Source organism: Mycolicibacterium houstonense (assembly GCF_900078665.2).
Classification (GTDB): Bacteria; Actinomycetota; Actinomycetes; order Mycobacteriales; family Mycobacteriaceae; genus Mycobacterium; species Mycobacterium houstonense.
The window spans coordinates 5321790-5337943 of sequence record NZ_LT546207.1 but is presented as its reverse complement, the minus strand read 5'-3'; the positions used below and the strand labels follow the sequence as shown (position 1 = coordinate 5337943).

At 68.4% G+C, this 16154-nt stretch carries 14 protein-coding genes and 2 pseudogenes; 8 read left to right on the top strand and 8 right to left on the bottom strand.

The genetic code is table 11. From position 1 onward, the window contains the following. Positions 1-509: pseudogene (locus BN4332_RS26895) on the top strand (flavin reductase family protein); the annotation flags it as partial. 3 nt (positions 510-512) lie between these two features. On the opposite strand, the pseudogene hsaA reads toward BN4332_RS26895, so the two are convergent. Continuing rightward, positions 513-1568: pseudogene (gene hsaA, locus BN4332_RS26890) on the bottom strand (3-hydroxy-9,10-secoandrosta-1,3,5(10)-triene-9,17-dione monooxygenase oxygenase subunit); the annotation flags it as partial. 168 nt (positions 1569-1736) lie between these two features. Between hsaA and BN4332_RS26885 the strand changes: the two are divergent. Beyond that, the gene (locus BN4332_RS26885) at positions 1737-2798 is read left to right on the top strand and encodes a ferredoxin--NADP reductase (RefSeq protein WP_066902461.1); all 1062 of its coding nucleotides are present in this window, start codon (positions 1737-1739) and stop codon (positions 2796-2798) included. Positions 2799-2820: 22 nt separating this feature from the next. Further along, the gene (locus tag BN4332_RS26880) at positions 2821-3399 is read left to right on the top strand and encodes a hypothetical protein (protein WP_066902460.1); all 579 of its coding nucleotides are present in this window, start codon (positions 2821-2823) and stop codon (positions 3397-3399) included. A 59-nt stretch (positions 3400-3458) separates the two neighbouring features. Here BN4332_RS26880 and BN4332_RS26875 read toward each other — a convergent pair whose 3' ends face one another. Further along, positions 3459-5591, bottom strand: a complete 2133-nt coding sequence (locus BN4332_RS26875) for an acyl-CoA dehydrogenase family protein (RefSeq protein ID WP_066902459.1) — start codon at positions 5589-5591, stop codon at positions 3459-3461. A 201-nt stretch (positions 5592-5792) separates the two neighbouring features. Between BN4332_RS26875 and kstR the strand changes: the two genes are divergently transcribed. Together kstR and otsB are read left to right on the top strand one after the other, a co-directional pair. After that, the gene (gene kstR / locus BN4332_RS26870; RefSeq protein WP_066902458.1) at positions 5793-6470 is read left to right on the top strand and encodes a cholesterol catabolism transcriptional regulator KstR; all 678 of its coding nucleotides are present in this window, start codon (positions 5793-5795) and stop codon (positions 6468-6470) included. A gap of 3 nt (positions 6471-6473) precedes the next feature. After that, positions 6474-7235: a trehalose-phosphatase gene (gene otsB / locus BN4332_RS26865; protein ID WP_066902457.1), complete on the top strand. Its 762-nt coding sequence runs from the start codon at positions 6474-6476 to the stop codon at positions 7233-7235. Here the strand turns inward: otsB and BN4332_RS26860 are convergent. The 4 genes from BN4332_RS26860 to BN4332_RS26845 are packed head-to-tail and all read right to left on the bottom strand — an operon-like array spanning position 7232 to position 10987. Beyond that, positions 7232-8332: an Rv3575c family transcriptional regulator gene (locus BN4332_RS26860; RefSeq protein WP_066902456.1), complete on the bottom strand. Its 1101-nt coding sequence runs from the start codon at positions 8330-8332 to the stop codon at positions 7232-7234. The two genes, otsB and BN4332_RS26860, sit on opposite strands and share 4 nt — an antisense overlap. An 11-nt stretch (positions 8333-8343) precedes the next feature. Beyond that, the gene (locus BN4332_RS26855; protein ID WP_066902455.1) at positions 8344-9210 is read right to left on the bottom strand and encodes a metal ABC transporter permease; all 867 of its coding nucleotides are present in this window, start codon (positions 9208-9210) and stop codon (positions 8344-8346) included. Then, positions 9210-9989 carry a metal ABC transporter ATP-binding protein gene (locus tag BN4332_RS26850; protein WP_096866997.1) on the bottom strand — a complete coding sequence of 260 codons (780 nt, stop codon included), beginning with the start codon at positions 9987-9989 and terminating at the stop codon, positions 9210-9212. Before BN4332_RS26850 ends, BN4332_RS26855 begins: the two co-directional genes overlap by 1 nt. Then, a complete protein-coding gene (locus BN4332_RS26845) occupies positions 9989-10987 on the bottom strand; it encodes a metal ABC transporter solute-binding protein, Zn/Mn family (protein ID WP_066902454.1) in 999 nt (332 codons plus the stop codon). The genes BN4332_RS26850 and BN4332_RS26845 overlap by 1 nt, the downstream gene beginning before the upstream one ends. A gap of 57 nt (positions 10988-11044) precedes the next feature. Here BN4332_RS26845 and BN4332_RS26840 point away from each other — a divergent pair, with 57 nt between their 5' ends. Further along, complete coding sequence (locus tag BN4332_RS26840) at positions 11045-12181, top strand: GTP-binding protein (RefSeq protein WP_066902453.1); 1137 nt, start codon at positions 11045-11047, stop codon at positions 12179-12181. 78 nt (positions 12182-12259) lie between these two features. Here BN4332_RS26840 and aztD read toward each other — a convergent pair whose 3' ends face one another. Together aztD and BN4332_RS26830 are read right to left on the bottom strand one after the other, a co-directional pair. Next, complete coding sequence (gene aztD, locus BN4332_RS26835; RefSeq protein WP_066902452.1) at positions 12260-13420, bottom strand: zinc metallochaperone AztD; 1161 nt, start codon at positions 13418-13420, stop codon at positions 12260-12262. 22 nt (positions 13421-13442) lie between these two features. After that, on the bottom strand, positions 13443-14546 hold the full coding sequence (locus tag BN4332_RS26830; protein ID WP_066902451.1) for a hypothetical protein: 1104 nt from the start codon (positions 14544-14546) through the stop codon (positions 13443-13445). An 82-nt stretch (positions 14547-14628) separates the two neighbouring features. Here BN4332_RS26830 and bluB point away from each other — a divergent pair, with 82 nt between their 5' ends. Further along, positions 14629-15288, top strand: coding sequence for a 5,6-dimethylbenzimidazole synthase (gene bluB, locus BN4332_RS26825; protein WP_066902450.1), 660 nt, complete (start codon positions 14629-14631; stop codon positions 15286-15288). 9 nt (positions 15289-15297) lie between these two features. Beyond that, positions 15298-16059 carry a LamB/YcsF family protein gene (locus BN4332_RS26820; protein WP_074133201.1) on the top strand — a complete coding sequence of 254 codons (762 nt, stop codon included), beginning with the start codon at positions 15298-15300 and terminating at the stop codon, positions 16057-16059. The last annotated feature ends 95 nt before the right edge of the window (positions 16060-16154 follow it).

Genomic DNA, 16154 nt, shown 5'->3' with positions numbered 1-16154 from the left:
ACGCCAACCGGGACGAGAACTCGGTCATCTTCGGTGCAACCCTGCGCGAGCTGTCCGCGAAGTACCCCGACCGGTTCACCGTCGTGCACTGGCTGGAGAGCGTGCAGGGCCTGCCCAGCCCGGCCGCGCTGGCCGGACTCGTCGCGCCCTACGCCTCCCGCGAGGCCTTCATCTGCGGACCCGGCCCGTTCATGACGGCGGCCGAGCAGGCGCTGCAGCAGGCCGGCGCCGCCGACGAGCGCATCCACATCGAGGTGTTCAAGTCGCTGGACTCGGACCCGTTCGCCGCGGTCGTGATCGAGGAAGACGATGACAGCGACCAGGGGCCGGCCACCGCGGTTGTCACCCTGGACGGCACCACCCACGAGGTCCGCTGGCCGCGTTCGGCCACGCTCCTCGACGTCCTGCTCGACAAGGGCCTGGACGCGCCGTTCTCCTGCCGCGAGGGTCATTGCGGCGCATGCGCGGTGCTCAAGAAGTCCGGCGACGTCGAAATGAAGATCAACGATGTNCGACAGCGCGGTGGCACCGGAGGCCTCGAAGAGGCGGTCGATCGAGGCGATGGCGCGGCCGGTGGCGCGCACCTGATCGCGGCGGGCACGGGCCCGCAGCTCGAACGGGATCTCCTTGCCCTCGACCAGAAGGGCGTACTCGTCGGCGACGTTGCCCGACAGCTGACGCCAGGCGGCATCGATGTCGCTGGCCGCCTCGGCGATCCGGATCTTGGCGAACGGGTCGTCCTTGGCCTTCTCACCGGCGAAGGCCGCGCGGACCCGCTTGCCCTGGTGCTCGACGTGCGCGTCGTAGGCGCCGTAGGCCATGCCCACGATGGGAGCCGAGATGGTGGTGGGATGGATTGTGCCCCAAGGCATCTTGTAGACCGGAGCGGTGTTGGTCTCATAACCGCCCGCGGTGCCGTCGTTCATCGCCTTGTAGGACAGGAAGCGGTGCTTGGGCACGAACACGTCCTTGACCACGACGGTGTTGCTGCCGGTACCGCGCAGCCCGACCACGTTCCACACGTCGTCGATCTGGTATTCGGTGCGCGGGATCAGGAAGCTGCCGAAATCGACCGGCCGGCCGTCCTTGATCACCGGGCCGCCGAGGAAGGCCCAGGTGGCGTGATCACAACCCGACGACCAGTTCCAGGCGCCGTTGACGATGTAGCCGTCGGCGGCCTCGGTCACCACACCGGCGCCCATCGGGGCGTACGAGGAGGAGATGCGCACCGAGGTGTCCTCACCCCAGACCTCTTCCTGGGCCCGCTGGTCGAACAGCGCCAGATGCCAGTTGTGCACGCCGATGATGCCGGCCACCCAGCCGGTCGAGCCACAGGCGCTGGCCAGGCGGCGGACCGCCTCGTAGAAGACCGTCGGATCGCACTGCAGGCCACCCCACTGCTCCGGCTGCAGCAGCTTGAAGAAGCCGACCTCTTCCAGCGCTTTCACGTTCGCGTCGGGCAGCTTGCGCAGATCCTCGGTCTCCTGCGCACGCTCGCGCAGCGCCGGCAGCAGTTCGTCAATGCCGGCCAGAACCGCCTGAACGTCACGCTGTTCAATGGATGTCACGGAAATGCCTCCCAAGAATCGGACTGCGATGAGCGCGAGCTGACCGCCTAGACAGAGATTAGAACACGTTACGATTTGTGTCGAGTAGCGCCTTGCAATGGTGGGCTGGACCAGGGCAAGTACGTTTTTGTAACATGTTCTAGTTATGAGCGAAGAAAGGGTCCAGCCGTGACTGATGAGCCACTGGGCAGCCATGTGCTCGAACTGCAGGTGAGCGCGGTCATCGAGGAGACGGCCGACGCGCGGTCCCTGGTGTTCGCTGTGCCCGAGGGTTCCGACATTCCGGCCGAACGGCTGCGTTACAGCCCGGGCCAGTTCCTGACGCTGCGGGTGCCCAGCGATCGTACCGGCTCGGTGGCCCGCTGCTATTCGCTGTCCAGCTCACCGGTCACCGACGATCAGCTGACCGTGACCGTCAAGCGGACGGCCGATGGCTACGCCTCGAACTGGTTGTGCGACAACGCGCATGCCGGGATGCGGATGCACGTGCTGGCACCGTCCGGCACCTTCGTGCCGAAAAATCTCGACACCGACTTCCTGCTGCTGGCCGCCGGCAGCGGGATCACGCCGATGATGGCGATCTGCAAGTCGGCGCTGGCCGAGGGCGCCGGCAACGTCGTGCTGGTCTACGCCAACCGGGACGAGAACTCGGTCATCTTCGGTGCAACCCTGCGCGAGCTGTCCGCGAAGTACCCCGACCGGTTCACCGTCGTGCACTGGCTGGAGAGCGTGCAGGGCCTGCCCAGCCCGGCCGCGCTGGCCGGACTCGTCGCGCCCTACGCCTCCCGCGAGGCCTTCATCTGCGGACCCGGCCCGTTCATGACGGCGGCCGAGCAGGCGCTGCAGCAGGCCGGCGCCGCCGACGAGCGCATCCACATCGAGGTGTTCAAGTCGCTGGACTCGGACCCGTTCGCCGCGGTCGTGATCGAGGAAGACGATGACAGCGACCAGGGGCCGGCCACCGCGGTTGTCACCCTGGACGGCACCACCCACGAGGTCCGCTGGCCGCGTTCGGCCACGCTCCTCGACGTCCTGCTCGACAAGGGCCTGGACGCGCCGTTCTCCTGCCGCGAGGGTCATTGCGGCGCATGCGCGGTGCTCAAGAAGTCCGGCGACGTCGAAATGAAGATCAACGATGTGCTCGAACCCTCCGACCTCGAGGAAGGCCTGATCCTGGGCTGCCAGGCGACGCCGGTATCGGATTCGGTCGAAGTCACCTACGACGAATGAGCGACGGGATACTTTCTTGACGATGACCGCCACAACGAACAGCCTCGCCGCCGCCGGCGCGGCCGCGGTGCTCACCGCCGCGCTGGCCTTCCCCGCCACCGCCACGGCCGCAGCCAACTCGGCGGTCACGTCGATCCCGAGCCCGCAAGGCACCATCGAGATGCACATCAACGCCGACTGCGCGGGCACCATGTGCACCTTCCGGACATCGGCCAACCTGCTGACACCGGACGGTCCCATCGGATTCCCCGGCGACACCTGGGCGCGTCAGACCATCACCCTGCGCAGCTCGAACCGCGACGTCTGGCAGAACGCCTCCTACAGCGCGCCGGCCGGGATGCCGCGAGAACTCAAGGGCGCCAACCACGACAACGTGCTGTCCAAGTTGTACCGGTCGATCAACACGGTCGAGCTGTCGGTGACCTACTTCGGCGGCGGGCCCATCGAACGCTTCACCGTCGACGGCGAATCCCACCCGACCAACTGGTCCACCGGCAAGCCCGCCGGGGACGATTTCATCGCCTGCTCGGTCATCCAGGTGGTGTTCGGCGGGGTCAACCTCACCACGCCGACCGCCTGCACGCAGGTCGCGTTCAACTGACCCGTTCACCCAACCGGTGCGGCGGTGCCCACGCCGGGTGGGCACCGCCCCCGACCGACCTACCGGGGCAGGCCGAGCAACCGTTCGCCGGCCAGGGTCAGCAGGATCTGCTCGGTTCCGCCGGCGATGGTCAGGCAGCGCGTGTTCAGGAAGTCGTGCACCTCCTGATTGCGCACCACACCCCCACCGTCGGACAGCTCCAGCCGGAACTCCGCCAGCGTCTGGCGATACCGCACGCCGATCAGCTTGCGGGCGCTGGCCTGCGCACCGGTGTCCTGCCCGCTCACCGCCAGCTGCGCGATCCGCTGATCCAGCAGTGAGCCCACCTGGGCCGTCAGGATCAACTCACCGAGACGGTCCAGATCGGCCGGATCCACCTCCGGCTTCGCGCCGAGCGTGCGCAGCAGCTCCTCCATCGGATTGCCCAGCGCGGTACCGCCGGCCATCGCCACCCGCTCATTGGCCAGCGTGGTGCGAGCCAACCGCCAGCCGTCGTTGACCGTGCCCACCACCATCTCGTCGGGCACGAACACATCGTCGAAGAACACCTCGTTGAACAACTCGTCACCGGTGATCTCGCGCAGCGGGCGGATCACGATGCCCGGTGTCTTCATGTCGATCAGGAAGTACGTGATGCCTTTATGTTTTGGAGCGCTGAGGTCCGTTCTCGCCAGGCACACGCCCCAGTGCGCCTTCTGCGCGGCCGAGGTCCACACCTTCTGCCCGGTCAGCTTCCAGCCCGGCTCCCCGTTGGGGCCTTCGGCGCGAACGGCTTTCATGCGCAGCGCAGCCAGGTCCGAGCCGGCGCCCGGCTCGGAGAACAGCTGGCACCACGCCAGGTCGCCGCGCAGCGTGGCCGGCACGAACTGGTCGATCTGCTCCGGGCTGCCGTGCTCCAGGATGGTCGGCACGGCCCACCACCCGATCACCAGATCCGGCCGCTCCACCTCAGCCGCGGCGAGCTCCTGATCGATCAGCAGCTGTTCGGCCGGAGATGCGTTGCGGCCGTAGGGGCGTGGCCAGTGCGGGGCCAGCAGGCCGGAATCCGCCAGGGCGACCTGCCGCTTCTCCACCGGCAACGCGGCCACCTCGGCCACCGCGGCGCTGATCTCCGGGCGCAGGTCGGCCACCGAATCCAGGTCGATGCGCAGTTCGCGACGCACACCCTGCTGGGTCAACGCCGAGATTCGGCGCAGCCACGGGCGCTGCCCCCCGAGCGCATGCGAAATCCCGTATGCGCGACGCAGATACAGATGCGCCTCGTGCTCCCAGGTGATGCCGATACCGCCGAGCACCTGGATGCAGTCCTTGGCGTTGGCCTTGGCCGCGTCGATACCGGCGGCCGCGGCGACGGCCGCGGCGATCGACAACTGCGCGTCGTCGGACTCGGACACCGCGCGCGCCGCGTCGGCCGCCGACACCGAGATCTGCTCGGAGCGCAGCAGCATCTCCGCACACATGTGCTTGACGGCCTGGAAGCTGCCGATCGGCTTGCCGAACTGCTCACGCACCTTGGCATACTCGGTGGCGGTCTGCAGGGTCCAGCGCGCCAGGCCGGCGGCCTCGGCCGCCAGCACCGCGACCGCGATGTCGGAGAACCGCTGCCGCGACACCTCGAGCACCTGCGCGGGCGCCGCATCGAGCACGACGCGGGCCAGCGGCAGCGAGAAGTCCGTCGCGGTGAGCAGTTCGATGCTCACCCCCGCGGCGGATCCGTCGACCAGCACCACACGGTCCCCGGCCGGCAGCAACAGCACACCGGCGGCGTCGGCGCCGAGGACATACCCGGCGGTGCCCGACACGGTGCCGGATTCGTCGAGCGTCAGATCGGCGCTCAGCGCCGCGCCAGCGGTGCGCTCACCCGAAACCAGGGCCTCCAGCACGGCCTCGTCGGCGACGACCAGGGTGGCCAGAGCGGTGGTGGCCACCGGGCCCGGCACCAGCGCCGCCGCGGCCTCGTCGACCATCGCGCACAGATCCTCGACGGTGCCGCCGGCGCCGCCCTGTTCCTCGGGAACGGCCACACTGAAGATGCCTAGTTCGGCGAGACCCTGAAACGGCGCGCGCCAGGCATCGGCATCATGTTCACCGGCTCGGACGGCGGCGGCGGTGTCGGCCGCGGCCGCCCAACTCCGTACCAGGTCACGGGCGGCAAACTGCTCGTCGGTGATGGTGGCAGACGCGCCGGACATGGTGGACCTCCTAGCCGCTAACGCGAGAAGTCCGTGCTTCCCACTAGAACGTGTTCTAATGGTGACAGTGTTCGACCGTCAAGTCGACCGGCATTACAGCAGGACACGTCCGTGTGTTTACCGGCGCGGGGGTGCGTAGAAGGAGATCGCCGTGCGTATCGTTTTCCATGAGGTACGCGACGAGAGGGGGCCACACACCGCATGTCCGGCGCACCACAGCCAACAGGCAACGAAACATCCGGGTCGGACACCCGGCCACGTGAGGTTCTGAACGTGGCAGTCCTCGCTGAATCCGAGCTCGGCTCCGAAGCACAACGGGAGCGCCGCAAGCGCATCCTGGACGCCACCCTGGCCATCGCCTCCAAGGGCGGCTACGAGGCCGTCCAGATGCGGGCCGTGGCCGAACGCGCCGACGTGGCCGTCGGCACGCTGTACCGCTACTTCCCGTCCAAGGTCCACCTGCTGGTCTCCGCGCTCGGCCGCGAGTTCGAGCGCATCGACGCCAAGACCGACCGGACCGCCCTCACCGGGGGCACCCCGCACCAGCGGCTGAGCTTCATGGTCGGCAAGCTGAACCGGGCCATGCAGCGCAATCCCCTGCTCACCGAGGCCATGACGCGGGCCTTCGTGTTCGCCGACGCCTCCGCGGCCGGCGAGGTGGACCACGTCGGCAAGCTGATGGATTCGATGTTCGCCCGGGCCATGAGCGACGGTGAGCCGACCGAGGACCAGTACCACATCGCCCGGGTCATCTCCGACGTGTGGCTGTCCAACCTGTTGGCGTGGCTGACCCGCCGGGCCTCGGCCACCGATGTCAGCAAGCGACTGGACCTGGCCGTGCGCCTGCTGATCGGCGCGGAGGACAAACCTAAGATCTGACGGGTGGGTGACCATCGCGAACTTCCGGCTGACCTCAAGGACGCACTGACCCGGGCGGCACAGGCCCCGAGCCTGCTGATCACCTCCGATTTCGACGGCACGCTGGCGCCCATCGTCAACAACCCCGCCGACGCGCGTCCGCTCCGCGACGCCGCCGATGCGCTCGTCGCGTTGTCCGAATGCCCCGGTATCGCCACCGCTCTGATCTCGGGGCGGGCACTGTCAGTGCTGCGGGAGCTGTCGGGGATGCCGACCACCGTGCATCTGGTCGGCAGTCACGGCGCCGAATTCGCCTCCGGTTTCGCCCATCCGATCGATCGCGACCTGCTCGACACGATCGCCACCGAACTCGCCGCGATCGCCGAGTCCCGGCCCGGGGTGACCGTCGAGATCAAACCCGCGAGCGTGGCGCTGCACGTACGCAATGCCGCACCGGCCGACGCCGAAGCCGCTCTCGCCCAGGCCCATCGGTCCGCACAGACCTGGGATGCCCAACTGACCGAGGGCAAGGCGGTGCTCGAGTTCGCCGTCATCACCACCGACAAGGGGGAGGCCATCGACATCCTGCGTGACGAGCACCGGGCGTCGACGGTGATCTATTTCGGTGACGACGTCACCGACGAGAAAGCGTTCCGCCGCCTGCGCGACGGCGACGTCGGCGTCAAGGTCGGACCGGGCGAGACGCTGGCCGGATATCGGGTCGGCAAGCCCGAAGATGTTGCGGCAGCGCTGGATTACCTGCTTGAGCTGCGCCGGGCGCGCTAAGCCGGCGGACCTGCCGTCCGGCCCCGCACCACCTCGGTGTCGAGCACGTCGATCACCGGCAGGCCGGACCGCGGCGGATTGTGCAGCAACTCCCCGGCCCGCCGGCCCTTGTGGATGCTGGGCTGCACGACGGTGGACAGTCCGCGGCGCAGCGCCTCGGGCACCCCGTCGAATCCGGTGACGGTCATCTCCCCCGGCACGAAGATGCCACGCGAACGCAGGTAATCCATGGCCGACAGGGCCAGCACGTCGGCGGTGCACATCAGCGCGGTGATGCGGGGATTGGCCTCCAGTGCCACCTCGGCGGCCGCGCCACCGGAGGTCGGCAGGTGGTCATAGCTCTCGACCACCGTCAGGGTGGCCGGCGCCGACCCGGCCGCCGTCATCGCGTCGTATACGCCGTGAATACGTTCCCGCTGCACATGGAAATGCGGCGAGAGCACCCGATCCGGATCTGCCAGTGCGGGTTTGGTGCCGTCATGCGGCCAGTCCCGGCCCAGCCGCATGGTCAGCAGGCCGATGTCCCGATGCCCCAGTTCCAGCACGTGCTCGGCCAAGCGCCGCATCGCGCCGCGGTCGTCGATGCCGACCCGGGACACCCCCGGCACGTCCTTGGGCTGATCCACCACCACGACCGGCAACTGGCGCTGGCGCACCACTGGCAAGTAGGGATCGTCGTCGGAGGCCGAGTACACCACGAAGCCGTCGACACCGGCCGCGAGCACCGCGGCCGAACCGTCCTCGAAACTGCGGTTCGGCCCGATCGCGACCAACAGCAGCCCCTGCCCCACGGCCTCGCAGGATTCGGCAAGCCCGGCAACGAAATCCAGCGCCGCCGGGTCGCTGAACGAGTAGTTGAGCGGCTCGGTGATGATCAGGCCCACCGCACCGGCCTTGCGGGTCCGCAGCGACCGCGCCACCGGATCGGGCCCGGCATAGCCCAGTCGCTTGGCGGCCGCGAAGATCCGGTCGCGCAGTTCGGCCGACAACTGGTCAGGGCGGTTGTAGGCGTTCGAGATGGTGGTGCGGGACACCTTCAATTCGGCGGCCAGCGAAGCCAGGGTGGCCCGCCGCGGCGGGTGGGGACTCCTTGGCATGCTTTCTGAGGCTAGTGGATCGGCGAATTCCTCACCCGGTCAACCGCCCACACCACCAGCCAGCACCCGCAGGCGATGGTGACGATCACGAAGCTCGGCGGCATGTTGAAGATTGCCGACACCGCCAGCCCGGACCACACCGACGCCACGCTGATCCCGGTCGAGATCGCCATCGCGAGAATCGGCCTGGCCGTGATCATGATTGCCGTGGCGGCCGGAGTCACCACGAGTGCGAACAACAGCAGCGTGCCGACGGCGAGCACCGCCATCGTCACCGCAATGCCCAGCAGCACCATGAACAGCACCGACAACGCCCGCACCGGCACGCCTTTGGCCTCGGCCACCTGGGCGTTGACCGATGCGAACAGCAGTGGGCGGAAAACGAATACGACGGCGACAGCCAGCAGCGCCAACAGCGCGGCGAAGGTCAGCAGCTGCTCATGGGTGATCGCCAGCAGGTTGCCGAACAACACGTTGGTGAGCGTCGAGGAATTCTTCGTGGCCAGCGAGTTGAAGAACAAGCCGAACCCGGTTGCCAGCGCCAACACCGTGCCGGTGGCCACCTCGCGGTCAGGGGCCCGGCTGCCCAGCGCCCCGATCCCCACGGCCCCGCCGACACAGAACGCCAAGAGCCCGAGCCCGACCGGAAGGCCGAGCAGCGCGGCGCCGGTGGCGCCGGGCAGACCGATGTGGGCCAGGGCATGCGCGGCGAATGCGGTGTTGCGCACGATGACGAAGTAGCCGATCAACCCGGCGGCCAGCGCCACCAGGGTGCCGCCGATCAACGCGTTGCGCATGAAGGCCGAGGTCAGAATCTGCCACCAGTTGTGCTGGTAACCCATCGCGAAGGTGCCCTGTGCCAGCAGGCTCGCCGACATCAGCCGCTCCTCATGTACATCTGCCCCAGCGGGGTGTTGGCCACCTGAACCTTGGTCCCGTACAGGTGGGTCAGCAGGTCGGCGTCCACCACCTCGTCGATGGCGGCGTGGTGCGCATGCCCGTCCAGCAGGTAGATGGCGCTGTCGAGGACACTGAGCAGGGGGTTGAGGTCGTGGGCGACCACCAGGATGGTGACCCCGAGGTCGTTGTTGAGCCGGGCCAGCAGCTGCACGATCTCGTGCTGATTGCGCAGATCGAGCGCGGCCAGCGGTTCGTCGAGGACGAGCATCTTCGGTTGACCGACAAGGGCATTGGCCAAGGCGATGCGCTGACGCTGGCCGCCGGACAGTTCCGAGACCCGCATGTCGGCGAATCCGGTGGCCTCGACCCACTCCAGGGCCTCGTCGACCCGGGCCTTCTCGGCGCGCGAGGTGCGGGTGAAACCCCATCGGCGGCCGGTGAGCCCGAGCGTCACTGCTCCCCGGGCCCGGATGGCCTCGCCCGCGCCGGCCACGTAGTCCTGCGGGACGTAGCCGATCAGGTCGTTGTGTTCACCTGGCGCACCGCCGAGCACCCGCACCGAGCCCGAGGCGGCCGGCAGCAGCCCGAGCACGACCTGCAGCATCGTGGACTTGCCGGATCCGTTGGAGCCGATCAGCGCGACGATGTCACCGGTGGGGATCTCGAAGGTGCCCTCCGACCAGATCAGCCGTCCGCCGCGCACCGCACTGACGTCGTCGAAGACGAGTGCGGGCGGCGCGGTGCTGTCCGGTGCCACTAGTTCTGCACACCGAGGGCTTTGGCGAGTGCGGTCAATTGATCCACCTGCCAAGCCTCGAACGAATCCGCTCCCGGCGCCACCGTTTCGGTGACATCGACCACCGGAACACCGGCTTTCTCGGCCGCGGCCCGGATCTCCTTGGGCAGCGAACCCTCGGTTTGAGTGTTGTAGATCAGCACATCCACGCCACGATCGGCGAGCAGGCGCAGGAACGCATCCAGATCGGCCGGAGCCGGGTCGGATTCGTTGGACGAGGCGGCCTGATAGCCCGCCGGCGTCTTGTTGACCAGTCCGACGGCGGCCGCCATGTCGTCGAACACCGTCTCGGTGGCGGCGTAGCGCTTGCCGCCGGCCTTGGTCTTGATGTCGGTGATCAGCTGTTGGTAGGGCTGCATCGACGTGGTGAACTCGGTGCGGCGCTGCCCGAAGTAGTCGCGTGCGTCGGGAGCCAGCCGGCCCAGCTCCTCGGTCACGGTGTCGGCGACGCCGGTCACCGCCTCCGGGTTGTACCAGGCATGCGGATTCGCGGCGGGCTCGTGGACGTGGCCTTCTTCGCCATGGCCGTGATCATGGTCGTGATCGTCCTCGCCGGTCCCCGAAACAGCCGAGACCACAACGGCATCCGGCGCGGTGCTCTGGGCCAGCTTGGCGGCCCACTCGTCGTAGTGGCCGCCGTTGACCACCACGAGCTGGGCGCCCTGGAACTTGGCCGCGTCCGCGGGCGAGGGCTCGAAATCGTGCGGATCGACCGATGACCCGGCGATCACCGTGGTGACCTTGGCGCAGTCACCACCCAGCGCGGACACGATGTCGCCCCACTGGTCGACGCTGACCACGACGTTGACCGGCGCGGTCGGGCAGTTGCCCGCAGGTTGGGACTGGGTCGCCTCGGAGCCACAGGCGGCGAGGGCGAAGGGCGCGGCGACCAGCAGGGCGGCGGCCGTGGCACGGAGATTCTGAGGCGGGAGCACGGCGATAACGATAACCGTTTGCATTAGGCGTTGCATACCCGGATGATGACTTATTGAAAATCATTGTCATTAAGGAGCGCGATGCCCGACCTGCTGCCCGTCACCGTCCTGTCTGGCTTCCTCGGCGCCGGAAAGACCACGCTGCTGAACCACATCCTGGCGAACCGGGACGGTAGGCGCGTCGCCGTGATCGTCAACGACATGAGCGAGGTCAACATCGACGCGGCGCTCATCGCCGGGCAGGGCCACCTGGACCGGACCGAGGAGAAACTCGTCGAGCTCACCAACGGCTGCATCTGCTGCACCCTGCGGGAGGATCTGGTGGAAGCCGTGGGCACCCTGGCCAGGCAGGGCCGGTTCGACCAGTTGGTGATCGAATCGACCGGCATCTCCGAGCCCATGCCCGTCGCGGCCACCTTCAGCTGGGAGTTCGACGACGGCTTCCGGCTCGGCGAGCTGGCCCGGTTGGACACGCTCGTCACCGTCGTCGACGCCTCGACCTTCCTGACCGAACTGGCCCGGGGCGACGCGCTGACCGAACGCGAGATGACGGCGGGGCCGGGGGACGGCCGCAACGTGGCCGATCTGCTGGTCGATCAGGTCGAGTTCGCCGACGTCATCCTCCTCAACAAGACCGACCTGGTCAGCGCCGAACGACTCGGTGCGGTCGAGGCCGTGGTCCGCAGGCTCAACCCGACCGCGCAGCTGCTGCACACCGCGCACGGGGTGGTCGATCTCGGCGAGGTCCTCGACACCGGCCGGTTCGACCCGATCGCCGCGGAGCAGGCGCCCGGCTGGGACGAGGAACTCGCGTCGGGCCACACGCCCGAGACCGAGGAGTACGGCATCGGCTCGATGACCTTCCGTGCCGACCGGCCCTTTCACCCGCTACGCCTGGCCCAGGTACTGGAGAACGTCCGGGGCCTGTTGCGCAGCAAGGGTTTCTGCTGGATCGCCAGTCGGCCGACCATCGCCGCGATCTGGTCGCAAGCCGGTCCGAACCTGGTGATCGAGCCGGCCCAGTTCTGGTCGTCCACCGAGATCGAGCCCGGTCAGGAGATCGTGTTCATCGGGATCCGGATCGACCGCGAGTCGCTCGACGGACTGCTGCGCGCGGCGCTGCTGACCGACGACGAACTCGCCGAGGGCGCAGCTGCCTGGGTCGGCTATCCCGATCCGCTACCGGAGTGGAACGTCACCCACGCGCACTCGCACTAACCGCTCACGCCGAAAGGCCACTTATGACACGCAGTTCAGTCATCCGCGTGTCATAAGTGGCCAGCCGACCGCGAAAGCTCAGTGCGCGTGCCCCACCGTGCCGCCGAGCTCATTGGGTGTCTGCTCCAGCGTCACCGACTCGCCTTTCTTGCCGGATTCGACGTCAACGAGGTGAATCTGCTTGGTGGCCGGGTCGGCGACATAGACGTCGTGACCGCGGGTGAACACGCTCGGGCGGGGCTGCTGCCAGTCGTCGGGTTCGGTCCACGGCTCGACCACGGCGATGGTCTTGACCGTGGCTCCGGATGCCGGATCGATGACATGGAGATTGCCATCGGTTCCCAGGATCAGCGCCTCGGCGTGCGGGCCGCGGGCCAGCGACCGGAACGAGTAGCTGACCGACTGCGGCAGCGGCATCAGGCGCAGCTGGTTGCTCGCGGTGTCGACGAGCGCGAACTGGTTGGGCCGTTCCAGCTCGGCATCCGGATCGACCTTGTAGTCGCCCAGCGCCACCGGTGAATCCGCGTGCCCGCGAAGAGTTCCCACCCGCCCGTACGGCGCCGGCGCGGCGATCTTGGTGAAGGCGCCGTCGGCGTAGGTCAATACCCCGTTCTCGCAGCCGAAGACGAGGGTGGTGGCGTCGACGACGGTTTCCCCGTGAATGCCGGGGCACTCGTTGTTGCGGGCGATTTCGCGGTCGGAGGCATCGAAGGCGACGGCGCCGCTGCGCTCATCGGAGTTGCCCTCGCTGCGCACCCAGCTGCCGTCGTCGAGCACCACCGCCACGCCGTGATGCGGTTCCGGGGCCTTCAGGTTCCTGATCTTTGGGGCGGGGGCGGCGATGTCGTGCGGGTCGAGCACGGTGATCTCACCGGAGCCGTCGGCGAACAGCACGGTGTGCTCGCCGTGGGCCACGACGTGACCGGGCTCGTCGGCCGTGAACGTGGTGTCGGTCAACTTGCCCGCCGACGCGTCGAGCAACTGGAACCCCTTGTCGGTGGACACCAGCACGTGGGTGTCGTCGCCGGCCGGGTTCACCCGGAGGAATCCCTCCAGCGGCAGGTCGGCCTTCACCTGCAGGTTGTTTCCGTCCAGCACATACAGTCCGCCGTCGTAGGTGACCACCAGTGGGTCGGCGATCGGCTCGGGCGCCGCCTGCGGCGATTCGCCTCCGCCGCAGGCGGTCAGCGTCGCCGCGAGCAGTCCGACCGACGCGATGACCTTCGATGGATTCGGCATTCTTCTCCTCTTGATTGGGGGATCACCAGCCCGCGGCCACCATGAAGTCCGGGGTCACGTTCGTCGGGTGGGTGCGCACCACCCGCAGGCCGTTGGAATAGTCGATTTCGTGCACCGCCCTGGCTGCCGCGTCGTTCACGTACGCCCGCCCGGCACCGACCTCGATCACCGGCGTGCCCAGGGGGGTACCGAGCACCTCGACCTGGCCGGTGCGCACACCCGCCGCCATATCGAGTGCGTGCAGGGTGCCGTCCCGGGTCAGGGCCAGCACGGTGTCGCCGCCGGCCGTGTTCACCGCGACCACGCCCGGCAGCGGCATCGACGTCCAGCGGAGGCCGTTGAGCAACCACACCTCGTCACCGGCGACAGCCGCCAGAGAATTCGCCTGCCGGCGATACCCGAACGGGCCCAGCGGCATTCGTGGACCCACGTCCCCGAAGGGGATGCTCTCGGCCGCCAGCGCGCCGCCGCGGCGGGTTATCCGCAGCGCTCCGCCGCCACAACCGAGGACGACGGCCCGGCGCAGCACCGCCGCGCCCGTCACCGCGGGACAGTGTCCGAGCATCGCGGCCCGATCCCCGTTGCGAACCAGCCCACGGTCGGTCACCGTTATCACGTCGCGCCCGAATGCGACTGCGGCGTCGGCTTTTTCAGATGGCCCCGGCAGCCGTGACACCTCACCGCGGGCGAACGCGTTCCGATCCAGCGGTTGGACCGCGCCATCGTCGCGACGCGCGACGGTCAGCGCACCCTGGCCCTGAACCGCGGCGAACCGGCCCTCGACGCGGCCGACTACCGCAGGTGTCGCCTCGTAGTAATGCGCGTGATCACCGTGGTCGAACGTCCAGGCCCCGCCATCGAGAATCGTCAAGCCCACATCGCCGCGCAGGTACGCGTAGCGGCCGTCGCCACTGACCGCATCGATGGGACCGAACTCCCCCACTGCGGTCTCCACGGCTTCCGCGCCGTCCAGTACCGCTGCGGCCCCGGTCTGCTTCTCCACCAGGACCAGGTGGGTCAGCGGCCGTTCCGACTCGCGTGGCCCCTCGACCGGCGGGGCTTCGGGATCGGTGGAGCATCCGGCGACCAGGATGCCGACGAGCACCATCGTCAGCGTCCTCAACACGTCCAAAGTCTTATCATTAATGATATTCATTTTCAATTAGCCCAGCGCTCGACGCCCTCGGCGTCCCGCCTAAGCTCGACCCGTGTCTGAGCACGCCTTCAGCCCGGATGAGCGACGCGCCGTCTACCGGGCCATCGCCGAACGTCGCGACATGCGCCGGTTCGTTCCCGGCAGCACGGTCGCGCCCGAGGTCCTCAGCCGGCTGCTGCAGGCCGCCCACGCCGCGCCCAGCGTCGGCCTGATGCAGCCGTGGCGGTTCATCCGGATCACCGATGACGCGCTGCGCACCAAGATCCACGCCCTGGTCGATGAGGAACGCCTGCACACCGCCGACGCCCTCGGCGTCCGCGGCGACGAGTTCCTGGCGCTCAAGGTGGAAGGCATTCTGGACTGCGCCGAACTGTTCGTGGTCGCCCTCGGCGAGCACCGCGAGCGACACATCTTCGGCCGCCGCACGCTACCCCAGATGGACCTGGCCTCGGTGTCGTGTGCGATTCAGAACATGTGGCTGGCCGCGCGCGCCGAGGGGCTCGGCATGGGCTGGGTGTCGATCTTCAAGCCGCTGCCGCTGGCCCAGCTGATGGGCATGCCGGACGACGCCGAGCCGGTGGCGATCCTGTGCCTGGGTCCGGTGCCCGAGTTTCCGGACCGGCCGGTGCTGGAGATCGAGCACTGGACCACCGCGCGCCCGTTGCCCGAATTCGTGTCCGAGAATGGCTGGCCCGACGAGACATCGTCCTAGGCTGGTCGGGTGGCTGCCTCCGTCGATCTGAATGCCGATCTGGGCGAGGGCTTCGGCGCCTGGCGACTGGGTGACGACGAAGCCATGCTGGGCGTGGTCACCAGCGCCAACGTGGCCTGCGGTTTCCATGCCGGAGACCCGGCCCTGCTGCTGCGCACCTGCCGTGCGGCCGCGGCCCGGGGTGTGCGCGTCGGCGCCCAGGTGAGCTACCGGGACCTGGCCGGATTCGGCAGACGCTTCATCGACGTCACCGCCGAGGACCTGACCGCCGACGTGATCTATCAGATCGGCGCCTTGCGTGCGGTGGCCGAGGCCGCCGGCACCACGGTGAGCTATGTGAAACCCCATGGTGCGCTGTACAACACGATCGTGCATCACCCCGAACAAGCCGGCGCCGTGGCGGCCGCGGTGCATGCGGTGGATCCCGGCCTTCCGGTACTCGGACTGGCCGGCTCGGCGTTCTTCGACTCCGCCCGGGCGCTGGGCCTGCGTACGGTCGCCGAGGCGTTCGCCGACCGCGCCTATCAACCCGACGGCACGCTGGTGTCCCGCCGCGAACCGGGCGCCGTGTTGCACGATCCCGTGACGATCGCCTCGCGCGTGGTCACGATGGTGACGACAGGGCTGGTCACCGCGGTGGACGGATCAGAGGTACCGATAACCGTGGAATCGATTTGCGTGCACGGTGATTCACCGGGCGCGGTTGACATCGCCACCGCGGTCCGCGAACGCCTGCTCGCCGAGGAGATCGACCTGTCGCCGTTCGGGTAGCCGGACCACACTGCATTATTGGAAATGATTACCATTTCCATATGCCTCGGTTCTCCCGTGTCCGCGACGGGCTCAAAGTCGCCGCGATGACCTGC

What these genes read in the sequence shown, in the direction of transcription:
- BN4332_RS26840 (WP_066902453.1), top strand. Translation starts at nt 11,045, where the DNA reads ATGCCCGACCTGCTGCCCGTCACCGTCCTGTCTGGCTTCCTCGGCGCC.
- kstR (WP_066902458.1), top strand. Translation starts at nt 5,793, where the DNA reads ATGTCCGGCGCACCACAGCCAACAGGCAACGAAACATCCGGGTCGGAC.
- BN4332_RS26855 (WP_066902455.1), bottom strand. Translation starts at nt 9,210, where the DNA reads ATGTCGGCGAGCCTGCTGGCACAGGGCACCTTCGCGATGGGTTACCAG.
- BN4332_RS26880 (WP_066902460.1), top strand. Translation starts at nt 2,821, where the DNA reads ATGACCGCCACAACGAACAGCCTCGCCGCCGCCGGCGCGGCCGCGGTG.
- aztD (WP_066902452.1), bottom strand. Translation starts at nt 13,420, where the DNA reads ATGCCGAATCCATCGAAGGTCATCGCGTCGGTCGGACTGCTCGCGGCG.
- BN4332_RS26845 (WP_066902454.1), bottom strand. Translation starts at nt 10,987, where the DNA reads ATGCAAACGGTTATCGTTATCGCCGTGCTCCCGCCTCAGAATCTCCGT.
- BN4332_RS26860 (WP_066902456.1), bottom strand. Translation starts at nt 8,332, where the DNA reads ATGCCAAGGAGTCCCCACCCGCCGCGGCGGGCCACCCTGGCTTCGCTG.
- BN4332_RS26875 (WP_066902459.1), bottom strand. Translation starts at nt 5,591, where the DNA reads ATGTCCGGCGCGTCTGCCACCATCACCGACGAGCAGTTTGCCGCCCGT.